The organism is Micromonospora sp. NPDC047557 (assembly GCF_043205095.1).
GTDB lineage: Bacteria > Actinomycetota > Actinomycetes > Mycobacteriales > Micromonosporaceae > Micromonospora.
This window is the reverse complement of the sequence record NZ_JBIDDK010000006.1, coordinates 1-13920: the sequence shown is the minus strand read 5'-3', so window position 1 is coordinate 13920 and position 13920 is coordinate 1. Positions and strand designations below refer to the sequence as shown.

At 72.4% G+C, this 13920-nt stretch carries 13 protein-coding genes and 1 pseudogene; 12 read left to right on the top strand and 2 right to left on the bottom strand.

The window, feature by feature from the left end; genetic code table 11:
* Positions 1–69 precede the first annotated feature (69 nt).
* From egtA to ACGGAQ_RS16385, 8 genes are all read left to right on the top strand, one after another.
* Complete coding sequence (egtA, locus tag ACGGAQ_RS16420) at positions 70–1305, top strand: ergothioneine biosynthesis glutamate--cysteine ligase EgtA (RefSeq protein ID WP_393049705.1); 1236 nt, start codon at positions 70–72, stop codon at positions 1303–1305.
* A 116-nt stretch (positions 1306–1421) separates the two neighbouring features.
* Positions 1422–2774 carry an ergothioneine biosynthesis protein EgtB gene (egtB, locus tag ACGGAQ_RS16415; protein ID WP_393049702.1) on the top strand — a complete coding sequence of 451 codons (1353 nt, stop codon included), beginning with the start codon at positions 1422–1424 and terminating at the stop codon, positions 2772–2774.
* 40 nt (positions 2775–2814) lie between these two features.
* A complete protein-coding gene (egtC, locus tag ACGGAQ_RS16410; RefSeq protein ID WP_393049700.1) occupies positions 2815–3645 on the top strand; it encodes an ergothioneine biosynthesis protein EgtC in 831 nt (276 codons plus the stop codon).
* Entirely contained in the window at positions 3614–4579 is a 966-nt protein-coding gene (gene egtD, locus ACGGAQ_RS16405; RefSeq protein ID WP_393049697.1) for an L-histidine N(alpha)-methyltransferase, read from the top strand. The genes egtC and egtD overlap by 32 nt, the downstream gene beginning before the upstream one ends.
* Positions 4580–4794: 215 nt before the next feature.
* Positions 4795–5382, top strand: coding sequence for a TMEM165/GDT1 family protein (locus ACGGAQ_RS16400; RefSeq protein WP_355137162.1), 588 nt, complete (start codon positions 4795–4797; stop codon positions 5380–5382).
* 39 nt (positions 5383–5421) lie between these two features.
* Positions 5422–5784 carry a DUF1622 domain-containing protein gene (locus ACGGAQ_RS16395; protein WP_354862934.1) on the top strand — a complete coding sequence of 121 codons (363 nt, stop codon included), beginning with the start codon at positions 5422–5424 and terminating at the stop codon, positions 5782–5784.
* Positions 5781–6104, top strand: coding sequence for a hypothetical protein (locus ACGGAQ_RS16390; protein ID WP_393049694.1), 324 nt, complete (start codon positions 5781–5783; stop codon positions 6102–6104). Before ACGGAQ_RS16395 ends, ACGGAQ_RS16390 begins: the two co-directional genes overlap by 4 nt.
* A gap of 4 nt (positions 6105–6108) precedes the next feature.
* Positions 6109–6306, top strand: a complete 198-nt coding sequence (locus tag ACGGAQ_RS16385) for a hypothetical protein (protein WP_354862937.1) — start codon at positions 6109–6111, stop codon at positions 6304–6306.
* 168 nt (positions 6307–6474) lie between these two features.
* Here ACGGAQ_RS16385 and ACGGAQ_RS16380 read toward each other — a convergent pair.
* Positions 6475–6642, bottom strand: a pseudogene (locus tag ACGGAQ_RS16380) (Na+/H+ antiporter NhaA); the annotation flags it as partial.
* Between the two features lie 401 nt (positions 6643–7043).
* Here ACGGAQ_RS16380 and ACGGAQ_RS16375 point away from each other — a divergent pair.
* Positions 7044–8504 (top strand): polysaccharide biosynthesis tyrosine autokinase, encoded by a 1461-nt coding sequence (locus ACGGAQ_RS16375; RefSeq protein WP_393049691.1) that lies wholly within the window; start codon positions 7044–7046, stop codon positions 8502–8504.
* On the opposite strand, the gene ACGGAQ_RS16370 is transcribed toward ACGGAQ_RS16375, so the two are convergent.
* On the bottom strand, positions 8485–9039 hold the full coding sequence (locus ACGGAQ_RS16370) for a low molecular weight phosphatase family protein (protein WP_393049689.1): 555 nt from the start codon (positions 9037–9039) through the stop codon (positions 8485–8487). The two genes, ACGGAQ_RS16375 and ACGGAQ_RS16370, sit on opposite strands and share 20 nt — an antisense overlap.
* Positions 9040–9207: 168 nt before the next feature.
* Here ACGGAQ_RS16370 and ACGGAQ_RS16365 point away from each other — a divergent pair, with 168 nt between their 5' ends.
* From ACGGAQ_RS16365 to ACGGAQ_RS16355, 3 genes are all read left to right on the top strand, one after another.
* The gene (locus tag ACGGAQ_RS16365; RefSeq protein WP_393049686.1) at positions 9208–10455 is read left to right on the top strand and encodes a glycosyltransferase family 4 protein; all 1248 of its coding nucleotides are present in this window, start codon (positions 9208–9210) and stop codon (positions 10453–10455) included.
* A 99-nt stretch (positions 10456–10554) separates the two neighbouring features.
* Complete coding sequence (locus tag ACGGAQ_RS16360) at positions 10555–12339, top strand: DUF4012 domain-containing protein (RefSeq protein WP_393049683.1); 1785 nt, start codon at positions 10555–10557, stop codon at positions 12337–12339.
* 13 nt (positions 12340–12352) lie between these two features.
* Positions 12353–12988 carry a hypothetical protein gene (locus ACGGAQ_RS16355; protein WP_393049681.1) on the top strand — a complete coding sequence of 212 codons (636 nt, stop codon included), beginning with the start codon at positions 12353–12355 and terminating at the stop codon, positions 12986–12988.
* Positions 12989–13920: the final 932 nt, after the last annotated feature.

Here is a 13920-nt window from a genome sequence, read left to right as displayed (position 1 = left end):
AGTGTCGGTGGCCTGGTTTACGGTGGCACAGTGTTCCGGAGTTGGCGCACGACGAAGGAGGCTGCACCGATGGTGACGTCGCCCGAGCTGGATCGCAGCGCGATCTTGCGTGAGTCCGCGGCGGCAGGCCGACATCTCGCGGGCATCTGCTTCAAGACCGGCCCCCCGACATACACCGGCGTCGAACTGGAATGGACCGTGCACGACGCCGCCGACCCTGCCCGACCGGTCGACCCGGTGCGGCTGCGGGCGGCGCTGGGGCGCCACAGCCCCGTCACGCTGGACCCGACGAGCCCCGCCGAGCCGCTGCGACACGGCGGCACGGTGACCCTCGAACCGGGCGGCCAGCTGGAGATATCCACCCCGCCGCGCTCTTCGACAGGCGCGCTGATCCAGGCCACCGAGGCCGACATCGCCCAGGTCACCGGCCTGCTGGCCGCCGCCGGGCTGACTCTCGGCCGCAGCGGAATCGACCCGCACCGTCGGCCCCGCCCAGTGGTGGACACTCCCCGCTACCGCGCCATGCGTCGCGCCTTCGACCGGCGGGGTCCGGCCGGCCGGACGATGATGTACAGCACCGCCGGTCTGCAGGTCTGCCTCGACATCGGCGAGCCGGACCAGGTCGCGGCGCGCTGGGCGGCGGCCCACGCGGTCGGGCCGCCGTTGCTCGCGGCGTTCGCCTCGGCCAGCCGGCACGCCGGGCGGCGCACCGGTTGGGCGTCCGCGCGCATGGCCGCCTGGCTCGCCATCGACCCGGCCCGCACCCGCCCGGTGTGGGTGCCCGGCAATGCCGACGAGGATCCGACGACCACCTGGATCCGGTACGTGCTTGCCGCGCCGCTGCTCTGCCTGCGCCGACGCGGCCCGGACTGGGCCCCGCCGCCGGGTGTCACCTTCGCCGACTGGCTCGACGGCGCGCTGCCCCGTCCGCCCACCACCGACGATCTTGATTACCACGTCAGCACCCTTTTTCCACCCGTGCGCCCGCGCGGCTATCTGGAACTGCGCTATCTGGACGCCCAGCCCGACCGGGACTGGCGTCTCCCGCTGGCGGTGCTGAGCGCGCTGTTCACCGACGCGGGCACCGTGCGCGCGGCGTACACGATCGGCGCGCCGGTGGCGCACCGCTGGTCGGCGGCCGCGCGGCACGGCCTGTCCGACCCGACGCTGGCCGCCGCCGCGGCCGCGCTGCTCGACCTGGCCCTGGCCGCCCTGCCCCGGCTGGAGCTGCCGGCCGGCATCCACGACGAGGTCCAACGAGGCGTACGACGGCGGCTGGCCGCCGCGCAGAGGGGAGACCGGTGAGCGCGAGGAGTGAGCCGGGGTTGCGAGCCCCGCAGTCGCGAACGGAGGGGAGACCGGTGAGCGCGAGGAGTGAGCCGGGGTTGCGAGCCCCGCAGTCGCGAACGGAGGGGAGACCGGTGAACGGCGAGACGGTGAGTGTGGGCACGACGGACCATCCCGAGGGGGAGCGGTTGCGGGGGCGGATCGCGGCGGAGTTGGCGCGCGCCCGGTCCCGCACCGCCCTGCTGACCGAGGCGGTCGACGACGCCGACCTGATGCGCCAGCACTCTCCGTTGATGTCGCCGTTGGTCTGGGATCTGGCGCACGTCGGCAACCAGGAGGAACTCTGGCTGGTCCGTGATGTGGGTGGCCGCGAGCCGGTCCGCTGCGACATCGACGAGCTGTACGACGCGTTCAAGCAGCCCCGCCGCGACCGGCCCGCGCTGCCGCTGCTGCCACCGGCGGAGGCGCGGGCCTACCTGGGCACGGTCCGGGACAAGGTGCACGACCTGCTCGACGCCGTGAGCTTCACCGACCGGCCGCTGGTCGCCGACGGGTTCGCCTTCGGCATGATCGTCCAGCACGAGCAGCAGCACGACGAGACGATGCTCGCGACCCACCAGCTGCGCGCGGGCGCGGCGGTTCTGCACGCCCCGCCACCACCCGAGCCGACCGCCCGCGTCGGCGGTGAGGTGCTGGTGCCGGCCGGGGAGTTCACGATGGGCACCGACACCGACCCCTGGGCCCTGGACAACGAACGTCCCGCGCACCGCGTCGACCTGCCCGCGTACGTCATCGACGCCGCGCCGGTCACCAACGGCGAGTACGAGGCGTTCATCGCCGACGGCGGCTACGACGACCCCCGCTGGTGGAGCGCGGCGGGTTGGGAGCACCGGGTTTCCGAGCAGCTCGTCGCGCCGATGCACTGGCGCCGCGACGGCGACGGCTGGGCGTACCGGCGTTTCGGCCGGTGGGATCCGGTGCGCGCCGACGAGCCGGTGGTGCACGCGTGCTTCTACGAGGCGCAGGCGTACGCCGCGTGGGCCGGTAAGCGTCTGCCGACCGAGGCGGAGTGGGAGAAGGCCGCCCGGTGGGACCCGGCGACCGGGCGGTCGCGCCGCTACCCGTGGGGCGACGGGGACCCGACCGAGGCGCACGCGAACCTCGACCAACGTCACCTGCGGCCGGCGCCGGTGGGCGCGTACCCGGCCGGCGCGTCGCCGCTGGGCGTGCACCAGCTCATCGGGGACGTCTGGGAGTGGACGTCGACCACCTTCCGCGGGCATCCCGGGTTCACCGCGTTCCCCTACCGCGAATACTCGGAGGTCTTCTTCGGCGACGACTACCGGGTGCTGCGCGGCGGCTCGTTCGGCACGGACCGGTCGGCCTGCCGGGGGACGTTCCGCAACTGGGACTATCCGATCCGGCGGCAGATCTTCAGCGGCTTCCGCTGCGCCCGGGACGCCGCACCGGACGAGTCGCACCGGTGACGCCGCACCGGGCCGGCGCGGCGGCGGCCGGATCGCGCTGATGTGCCGTCACCTGGCCTATCTGGGGCCGCCGGTCACGCTTGCCGAGTTGCTCTTCGAGCCGGCGCACGCGCTCGTACGCCAGTCCTGGGCGCCTCGCGACATGCGCGGCGGCGGCACGATCAACGCCGACGGGTTCGGCGTCGGCTGGTATCCGAGCGACGGCGAGCCGGTGCGGTACCGGCGTGCCCAGCCGATCTGGAGCGACCCGACGATCGCCGAGCTGGCGGCGGTGACCCGCGCCGGCGCGGTGCTGGCCGCGGTTCGCTCGGCCACCGTCGGGATGGCGGTGCTCGACGGCGCCGCCGCGCCGTTCGCCGAGGGCCGGTGGCTGTTCAGCCACAACGGTGTGGTCCGGGGCTGGCCGGACGCGGTGGTGCCGCTCGCCGCCGGCCTGCCGGTGCGTGACCTGCTGACCCTGGACGCGGCCACCGACTCGGCGCTGCTGTGGGCGCTGGTGCGGCACCGGCTGCGCGCCGGTGACGACGCGGCGGAGGCGGTGGCCCGGACGGTGGCCGAGGTCGCCGTGGCCGCCCCGGGGTCGCGGCTGAACGTGCTGCTCACCGACGGGCGGCGGGTGGTGGCCACCACGTTCGGCCACGCGCTGTCGGTGCGTGCGGCGGCGGGCTCGGTGCTGCTGGCCTCCGAGCCACACGACGACGACCCGCGGTGGCGGCCGGTGCCGGAGGGGCACCTGGTCACCGCCACCGTGGACGAGGTGCGGATGTGCCCACTGCCGACCGGTGAGCCGCACCGGTCGGGCAACGCGAGGTGTGTGACTGAGCAGAGAGGCAGGACCGATGACCGCGGAACCGTTGGAGATCTACCTTGAGCCGCAGGAGCTGGAGCGTGGTCTACGTCAGGACGTCCGGGCCGGGTTGACCGCCGAGCCGAAGTGGCTGCCGCCGAAGTGGTTCTACGACTCGCGGGGCAGCGAGCTGTTCGAGGAGATCACCCGGCTGCCCGAGTACTACCCGACCCGGGCGGAGCGGGCGGTGCTGGCCGAGCACGCACCGGACGTGGCGGCGCTGACCGGCGCCAAGACCCTGATCGAGCTGGGCTCCGGCTCATCGGAGAAGACTCTGCTGCTGCTGGACGCGTTCACCCGTCAGGGCGGCCTGGGCACGTTCGTCCCGCTGGACGTGTCGGTCAGCGCCCTGATGGGGTCGACCGCGCAGATCGCCGCCGACTATCCGGGGCTGCGGGTCCGGGGCATCGTGGGGGACTTCACCCGTCAGCTCGACCGGCTGCCCACCGGCGGTCGGCGGTTGGTGGTGTTCCTGGGCGGCACGATCGGCAACCTGCTGCCGGCCGAGCGGGCCGACTTCCTGGCCGCGATGCGCGCCGCGCTGGAGGTCGGCGACTGGCTGCTGCTCGGCACCGACCTCGTGAAGGACCCGTCGGTGATCGTGCCCGCGTACGACGACGCGGCCGGGGTCACGGCCGAGTTCAACCGCAACGTGCTGTACGTGATCAACCGGGAGCTGGGCGCCGACTTCGACCCGGAGGCGTTCGAGCACGTCGCCCGCTGGGATGCCGACCACGAGTGGATCGAGATGCGGCTGCGGGCGACGCGCCCGATGCAGGTCCGCGTGCTGGACCTGACGGTCCAGTTCGCCGCGGGGGAGGAGCTGCGGACGGAGGTATCGGCGAAGTTCCGCCCGGAGGGGGTGGCCGCCGAGCTGCGCGACGCGGGCTTCGCGGCGACGAACTTCTGGACCGACCCGGACGGGCTCTTCGGGGTGACGTTGGCCCGGGCGCGATGAGGCTGTTCACCCACGACGTCCGGGCCGCTCGGTGATCGGTTAGGCTGGTCGCGCGAAGGGGAGTAGCCCTCAATGTCGTGGTCGACATACTGGTGCGTTCCGCACCCGGCCACGCGGCCCCGGTCTCCGGGGCGGGCGAGACCTTCGACTCAGGCTGTTGCAGCCGGGTCGAGGGCGCCCCCGTACCTCCTCCCGGCGTGAACGGGAAGGATGTCATGGAGGGATTCCTCGCCGCGCTGGTCATCAGCTTCGGTGTCATTTTCGTGGCCGAGCTGGGAGACAAGTCCCAGCTGATGGCGCTGACGTTCGCCACGCGGTTCAAACCGATTCCGGTGCTGATCGGCATCACCGTCGCCACGGCCGTGGTGCACCTGGCGTCGGTCGCCATCGGTTCGGGCCTCGGCGCCGTGCTACCCACCGAGTGGATCTCCCTGGTGGCCGGTGTGGCGTTCCTCGGCTTCGGCGCGTGGACCCTGCGCGGTGACACGCTCACCGAGGAGGAGAAGCGCAAGGCCGAGAAGACCAGCAAGACCGCGATCGTGGCGGTGTCGGTGGCGTTCTTCCTGGCCGAGCTGGGCGACAAGACGATGCTCGCGACGATCACCCTGGCCACCAAGTACGGCTGGTTCGGCACCTGGCTCGGCTCCACGATCGGCATGGTCGCCGCGGACGCGCTGGCCATCCTGGTTGGTCGGATGCTCGGTCGTCGCCTGCCGGAGAAGACCATCAAGTACGGCGCCGCGGTGCTCTTCGCCATCAGTGGCCTCTGGCTGATCCTGGAGGCCGTCAACGAGCTGACCTGAGCTTCGACTAGCCGCCCCGCTGGCGGGTAACGGCTCCGGGTGGAGCCGGCGGAGCTGCTGCGCCACGGCGACGAGGTGCTGGTCGCCGTGGTGGAGGTGGCCGGAGCCCTGGTGATCTTCGTGGGTGCCGTGTGGGCGGCGGTGCGGTTCGCTGTCGAAGGGCTGCGACACCGCACCGCCGCCGTCTTCACTCCGATCCGACTGTCCCTGGGCCGGTTTCTGACCCTCGGTCTGGAGTTCCAGCTGGCCGCCGACGTCCTGCGCACCGCGGTGTCACCGTCGTTCACCCAGATCGGCCAGCTGGCGGCGATCGCCACGATCCGGACGGCGCTGAACTACTTCCTGGGCCGGGAGATCCGGCAGGAGCAGCGGCAGGTCACCGACGGGCAGCGGCGGCCGTGATCGATGCGCTGGTCGAGGTGGTGACCGCCCTGGCCCTGGTCGCCGGTGTGGTCACGGCTCTGTGCACCGGTGCCGTCCGGGTCGCGGTCCGGGTGCTGCTGGACCTGCTCACGGCGGCCGGCCTGCTCCGCCTGGCCGGTGATCCGCAGTGGGGTGGCCTGGCCGCCGCGGCGGCGATCGTCGCGCTGCGCCAACTGCTCGCGGCGGCGTTGAGTCTCGCGCCGCCGTGGTCGCGCCGACAATCCCCGCCGCGCTGCGCCGAGGACGATCACCACTTACCGTGGGCAGTAGCAGCGAAACAGGGAAAAGCGGGAGGATAACCACATGAGCCGGCACGACGAACCGAACGAGTACGGCTACGCCGGCGGCGCCACCGCTCCCGAGCCCCAGCCCGGCGGCAAGCCTGACGAGCAGGACCTCGCGGAGGAGGTGGCGGTGCCCGGCGACGATCTCACCGCGCCGGAGACCGACGCGCTGGCCGACGAGACCGAGAAGCGTCGTCCCAGCGAGCGCCGCCGCTGACGCGTCACGCACAACGGCGGTCGCCCGCACGGGGCGACCGCCGGCGCCGTTCCGGTCACGACCGACCTGAGTGAAGGCAGCTCGTCCGTGACCACCCCCGCCGGCCGCTGCCAGGTGTGAGTTGACCACCGTGCGCGCGGCCAGCATGCGGGCAATGTCGGTGGCAATCGGGATAGCCCGACCGCGCAACCCCTCCCCGCCCGCTGTCCGGACCACCGCCGCGTAGATCGGCGCGGGCAGCGCCATCCCGCCGAGGGCGACCACCACCGCAAGCGCCGCGCGGCTCCCGCGAGTCCCGCCGACGACGAACTCGCGCTTGAGTTCCAGGCTCGCCACGAGAACGAAGACGGCCAGCAGCCCGATTGGCGCGGCCCAGGTCGAGGCACCAGCGCTCGCCGTCGGGCCAGGGCGCCCCGGGTGTACGACTCGACCCCCACGGCGCCCTCGCCCAGATCAGCGCGAGGGGCAGCAGTGCGCCTCCGAAGGTGGCATGCGGGCGATCACGCGGCGGCCGGGAGGGGCGGCCAGAGATCGGCCGTGGACTTTTCCCGGATGTCGCCGCTGCCGAATGACCCTTTGTCGGGTTGGTCATGCGGGCGCACTTGTTCGCCTCGAAAATGCATAACTCCGGACATAAGCCCTATGAGGGGCTTTAATGGTTTCACGAGTTGGCAGACGACCTTGGGGGTTTTCGTGAAGTTCTTTGGCGTAACCGGACCCGCACGGAGGCACTCCTGATGGACCTGCTCCGCCAATTGCGCCACGTGCGTCGGCACTGGTGGGTCGTGCTGGTCACCGTCATGGTGGCCCTGGGCGTCTCGGCGTTTCTGACCGTACGGGCCCAGCCCCGGTACGTCGCTTCGGTGACCTTCTTCGTCACCACCCCCAACCAGGGCGTCACCGACGCCTACCAGGGTGGTCTGTTCCTTCAGCAGCGGGTCAAGTCGTACGCCGACCTGCTCAGCAGCGACCGCCTGGCGCAGAGCGTGGTGGCCGAGACCCCGGTCGGGCTCACCGCGGACGAGGTGCAGCGCCGGGTGACCACCTCCACGGAGACGGGCACCGTGCTGCTGCGCGCCTCCGTCACCGACACCGACCAGGCGCGGGCGCTGCGGGTGACCGAAACCCTCGCCGCGAAGTTCGTCGAGCTCGTGCAGAAGGTCGAGACGCCGCCCGAGGGCAAGGCGCCGATCAAGATCGAGGTGGTCAGCGGCCCACGGGTCAGCGCCAGCCCTGTCTCGCCACAGCCCGTCCGCAACCTCACGCTCGGCGGTCTGCTCGGTCTGGCGCTCGGTGTCGGCCTCGCGATCCTGCGCGGCGTCGCCGACGTCCGCCTGCGCGACGCCGCGGGCCTGCAACGCGCCACCGGAAGCCCACTGCTCGGTGAGATCCCGTTCGAGAACGCCGCCCGCAGCGCTCCGCTGATCGTCGGCGAAGCCGCGACGTCGGCCCGCGCGGAGGCGGTCCGCAAGCTGCGGACCAACCTGCGCTTCGTGGACGTGCACGAGCCGGCCCGGGTCATCGCCGTGACCAGCGCCCTGCAGGGCGAGGGCAAGACGACCCTCTCCTGCAACCTGGCCATCGCCCTGGCCGAGGCGGGCTGGCGGGTGCTGCTGGTCGATGCGGACCTGCGCCGCCCGAAGGTCGACGAGTACCTGGGCCTGGACGCGGGCGTCGGTCTCACCGACGTGCTGGTCGGCGACGTCCAGGTCGGTGACGTGGTGCAGCGCTGGGGCGACAAGTCCCTGCTGGTGCTGCCCAGCGGCTCCGCGCCGCCGAACCCGAGCGAGCTGCTCGGCTCCAAGGCGATGGCGGACCTGCTGCTCGCGCTGCGCGAGAGCGCGGACATCGTGATCATCGACACCGCGCCGCTGCTCGCAGTGACCGACGGTGTCGTGGTGGCCGTGCAGGCCGACGGCGCGCTGCTGGTGAGTCAGCAGGGCCGTACGTCGCGAACCCAGGTGGCCGCGGCGGCCCGCTCGCTGCACTCGGTCTCGGTGCGGTTGCTCGGCTGCGTGCTGAACATGGCCAAGGTGGCCAAGGCCGAGGCGTACCAGTACGAGGCCTACCGGGTGGTCACCTCGACGGCCACGCCGTCGGTGCCGACCGACCGGGCCACCGCCGCCCGGCACAGCGAGGGCGCCGGCGTCAACGGCGTCAGCGACCGCACCCAGGAACTCACCCGGTTGCCCCGATGAGCGCGGCGAGGGGTCGTAGCGAGCGTTCGATCTCCTCAGCGCAGCGACGGAAGTCGGCGGGGGTCCCGCCGATCGGGTCCCGCAGGTCGTCCGCGTCCGGGGCGGCGGGTTGCAACCGCCCCCGGGCGTGGGCGGCGGCGGCGATGGCGGCCCGCAGCGGGTCGTCGCGCGACTCGGCGGGCGGCTCGGCCGCCGCCGCCAGTCGGCCGAACTGGCGCAGGGTGAACGTCCGGTGCAGCGCGCCGGGCGCCAGCGACGTGCAGATCGACCGCTGCCGCCGCGTCGCGGTCAGCACGAGTGTCGCCTCGGCGAGGTGTTCGGGACGCAGCGTCCGGCTGGCGAAGGCCGCCGGGTCGCCGCTGCCCTCGGCCGCGACCTGGGCCGCGTACGGGTGCATCGCCATCCCGTCCATCGCGTCGGTGCCGGCACTGGACACCAGCACGGGCCGGTCGGCCAGCAACCGGCGGGCCAGGAACTCTGCCATCGGCGAGCGGCACAGGTTGGCGTGGCAGACGAACAACACGCGATCGGCCATCGGGAGCCCTCTCGTGGGTGCGGACGCGGGTCGCCACACCCCGAGGGTGGTGCGTCGACGCCGCTGGCCGCGCGGGGAGGGGTTGTCGGCATCGTACGCGGGCCAACCACCCGCCGGACGTGCTGCCGCGCCGGCCGAGGCCGATCCGTGGTCCTCGGCGGTGCCCCGGTGAAGATCGGCATCCTGTCGTACCACTTTCCACCCGAGCCCGCCTTCATCCCCGGCAGTCTCGCGGAGGAGCTGGCCGCGCGCGGGCACGAGGTCCGTGTGCTCACCGGCTTCCCGGACTACCCCGGCGGCCACGTCTATCCAGGGTGGCGGCAGCGCTGGCACCACGAGACGCACAGTCAACGGCTGGCGGTCCGGCGGGTGCCGCGCTACTCCGGCGGGGCCACCTCCACGGGCGGGCGGATGGTCAGCTACCTGTCGTTCGCGGGCAGCGCGTCGCTGGCGGCGCGTCGGTTCCTCGGCGACGTGGACGCGCTCTACGTCTTTCAGCTGCCGGCCACCACGTTCGCCACCGCCGCTCTGTTCCGGCTGCTTCCGAAGGTGCCGGCCGTGCTGCACGTACAGGATGTCTGGGCACGCGACGGCGCGGACGCGGACGGCGACGGCCGCTGGTCGGCGCGGATGGGCGCCGCGATGACCCGCATCTACCGGACGGCCGCGCGGGTCGCGGTGGCCGCACCGTCGATGCGGGACCTGGTGGTCGCCGCCGGGGCCGACCCGGCCCGGGTCCAGCTGGTGCTGAACTGGACCGACGAGCGCATCTTCTACCCGGCGACACCCGGCGCGGCGGCCCGGCAGATGGTCCGCCGGGATCGCCGGTGCGTGGTCATGCACGCCGGGACCATCGGCGCCCGCCAGGGGCTGGAGACGGCGGTACGGGCCGCCGCGGCGTTGGACCGCACCATGGATCTGGTCCTGGTCGGTTCGGGTGCGGATGAGCAGCGGGTGCGAGGGCTCGCCGCCGAGTTGCAGGCGGAGAACGTCCGCTTCCTTCAGCGGCGGTCACCGGTCGACATGCCCGAGCTGTACGCCGCCGCCGACTACCAGCTGATCATGCTGCGCGATCTGCCGGAGCTTCGGGGCATGGTGCCCGGCAAGCTGCAGGCCGCGCTCTCCTGCGCCGCGCCGGTGGTGGCGTCGGCCGGCGGGGACACCGCCGAGCTGGTCGAGCGCGCCCGGGCCGGGCTGTCCTGCCCTCCCGAGGACTGGGCCGCGCTGGCCGACCGGTTCTGGTTGGCCGCCACCATCCCGCCGCCGGCGCGCACCGAGATGGGCCGTCGGGGCCGACAGACGTACCTGCGGGAGATGTCGTTGCCGGCCGGGGTGGATCGCATCGAGCGGTTGCTGCACGAGGCCGCCGGCCGGGTTCCGCAGGGTGCAGGAGAGCCGCGAGGAAACCTCGCGTAAAGGACGAGAAGTCCCATAACCGTACGAGATTCCTCGCAACGTGCTAAGAACGTCAGGGAATCAGGCGGACTGTCCGATTCTGGCAAACGGGAGTGTGGTGTGACGGAGAGCGAACGGCCGCGTCGACGGCGAAGCCGAGCCCGGCGTCGCCGGCGCGCGCGGCTGCGACGGGCCCTGCTCGGCGCCCTAGTGGTCGGATCGCTGCTGCTGGCCAGTGGCGGGTGGATCGGCTTCCGGGGCTGGCAGGCGCGCGCGCACCTGCTCAACGCCGCCGGCCTGGCCCGGGAGTTGAGCGCACAGGTGGTCGGCGGGGACACCGACCGTGCTCTGCGGACTCTCTCCGCCCTGCAGGAGCAGTCCAGCGCGGCCCGAGCCGCCACGTCCGACCCGAGCTGGAAGGTCGGTCGGCGTACCCCGATCGCCGGCGACGACCTCGACGCGGTCCGGCTGATCGCCATCGCCATCGACGACCTGGCCCGGCGGGCGTTCCCGACCCTGCTGCGGACGGACCTGACCAGCCTGGTGCCGACCGGGGGTCGGTTGGACCTGGCCCGGCTCAGCTCCGTCTCCGCGGAGCTGAACCGAGCGAACGACGCGGTGCAGGGCACCCGCCGTGACCTGAGCGCGGTGCCCGCCGACCGGCTGGTCAACCAGGTGCGCCAGGCGCTGACCGATCTACGTGGCGAGATCGACCGGTTGGCCAGTCTCACCGCTGCGGCCGACCAGGGCGCACGGCTGCTGCCGCCGCTGCTCGGTGCGAGTGGCTCGCGGCGCTACCTGCTCGTCTCGCAGAACCTGGCCGAGCTGCGCGCCACCGGCGGCATGTTCGGCGCGTACGCGATGATCGAGGCCGAGAACGGTCGGGTCCGGATGGGCCAGCAGGGCAGCAGCGCTTCCCTCGGCCAGTTCACCCCGGCACTGAAGCTGCCCGCCGAGACCCGGGCGGTCTGGACCGACCTGCCGGGCATCTATCCCGCCGACGTGAACCTCACGCCGCACTTCCCGACCGCCGCCGCCCTGTACCGGGAGATGTTCCGGCGCAAGACCGGAATCACTGTCGACGGCGTGCTCGCCGTCGACCCGGTGGTCCTGTCCTATCTGCTCAAGGCGACCGGCCCGGTGCTGGTGCCCGGTGGTGTGCCGCTGGCCAGCGAGAAGGTCGTGCAGACCCTGCTCAACGAGACCTACCAGCGGCTGGACACCAGGCAGCAGGACCAGTACTTCGCGTCCTCGGCGGCTGCGGTGTTTGATGCCTTCTTCAAGAAGAATGTCAACCCTAGGGTGTTGTTGTCCGCATTCGACCGTGCTATCACGGAACGCCGGATATTGTTCTGGAGTGCTCACCCGGAAGAACAGCGGTCCTTCGGCGACAGCCGGATGGCCGGGACGCTCCCGGAACAGGACACCGTGCCGACGGTCGGCGTGTTTCTCAACGACGGCAGCGGCGCGAAACTCGGCTACTACCTGCGGCCGACGGCGAGCCTCACGGTCGGCGAATGCCGGCCCGACGGCCGCCGCGAGCTCCGGCTGCGGGTGACCCTGCGCTCGACGGCGCCGAAGTCGGGGCTCAGCAAGTCGATCCTCGGCCTCGGTATGGCTGGCGATCCGTACACCGCTCGCACGTTGGTGTCGATCTTCAGTCCGGCTGGCGGATCCGTGCTCGACGCCCGGCTCGACGGGACCGAAACGGCAGTGGGCAGTGGCATCGAACGCCGCCGCCAGGTCGCGACGGCCAACGTCGACATCGGCCCCGGCGCCGAGAGGGCGCTGGAGGTCACCGTCCTGACGGCCAAGACCGGCGCCGGGCAGGCCGAGCTGTGGCTGACCCCCACCGCCAGCCCATGGACCACCCAAGTTCATTCCGCACCAAGCTGTGACCAGTAGGAGGGAACCAATCATGCGGCTATCCCGCATCATCATGGCGCTCACGGTCGGCCTGGCCGTGGTGGCCGTGCCGACGGCAGCGGGGGCGGCACAGCCGCAGCCGCAGCCGCAGCCCACCGCGACCACCGATCCGCCCCAGCCGCCGCCATACGCGCCGCAACCGCCCGCCCTGACCGTCAACCGGCCGACGATCTTCCTCGGCGAGACGGTCATCCTGACCGGGACGGGCTTCGGCCCCAACGAGACCGTCGACCACACGGTGACCGTGACCCCGTTCGCGGCCCCGGCCGCCGGCAAGGCGCCGGTCCGCCGCAGCGACGGCACCACAGTGGCCATGGCGCCGGTGGCGTACCAGGCGAGCGCGCCGCTGCAGTTCACGGCGTTCACCGACGCCCAGGGCCACTTCACCAAGAGCTACAAGCCGTCGGTGACCGGTCTGCTGACCTTCACCGCCACGGGCCGGGAGTCCGGCCGGACCGCCACGGCCCAGCTGCGGGTGCTGGACAAGAAGCAGCCGCTGCCCGTCACCGGTGACAGCATCGGTACGCCCATGAAGCTCGGCGGCGGCCTCGTCGGCGCCGGCGCGATCATGCTGCTGCTGACAATGGCCTGGCGTCGCCGCCAGCGCTTCGGCGGGGCCGCGCACTGATCGCCTTGACACCAACCGGGCAGTGCCCGGAGCGCACCTCAGGCTGGCGCCCGTCGGATCTTCCGACGGGCGCCAGCCCTGTGTCATCCCTCTCAAGGGCCCCCGGTAGCGACTCGTCACGCGGCCCCCGTCGGGGGGTTGATCGACTCGGGTTGTCGGAAACCGGGTTATCCGGACGGCCGGGACACCCTTCACGATCCCGAGTCGATCACACCCGCACCCTCCGCCCAGGTCGCGGTGCCCGGGGACGTCGGGCGGGCCTGGTCCCGGGTTGGGTGTGTTCGGGCGGGCCTGGTCGACGTGACCGGCGCTGTCGGGTTGCCCTGATCGGCACGGTGTCGGCGATGTGGGGGTGTCCGGCTGGCCGGATGCCGCGGTATCGCCGATCTGGAGTCGATCAGCCGGCGTGTTCGGTGTGACCGGTCGGGGTGGGGTCCGTTTGGGTGGGGTGTCCGTTTCTGAGGGCTGTTGGGCTGTGACCGGTCGCATCGGCGCCGCGGAATGGTGGCGGGCCGGGGGTCGTTACATACCCTGACGATCGCAGGACCACGGCCACCCCCGCCCGCTCGACCGGGGCGGGAATGGCTGGCCGGGCCGGGTCGTTGCAGACCCCCCGAACGACCGTGGGCTCGCCCCCCGGGTCCGCTATCTGGCCCCGGTGAGGGCCTCGGGAATGACCCCGGTTCGGTGGTCGTTACACACGGTCCCGGCGCCACGAGCCCCCCGCTCGCAGGCCGCCCCCGGCGCCACGAGCGATCAGCCGTAGGCCGCCCCCCACACTTTCCCCCCTTTGATAGTGCAGCGCCCGACGAGGTGCTCACACCCGCGTCACCGCTGCCCCCGGAACGGTGTCGCTGGTGTTCCTACCCCCGAAGGAGCTACCCCCATGAACACGATCTTGCGTAAGAGCATGCTGTCCGTTGCTGGTCTCG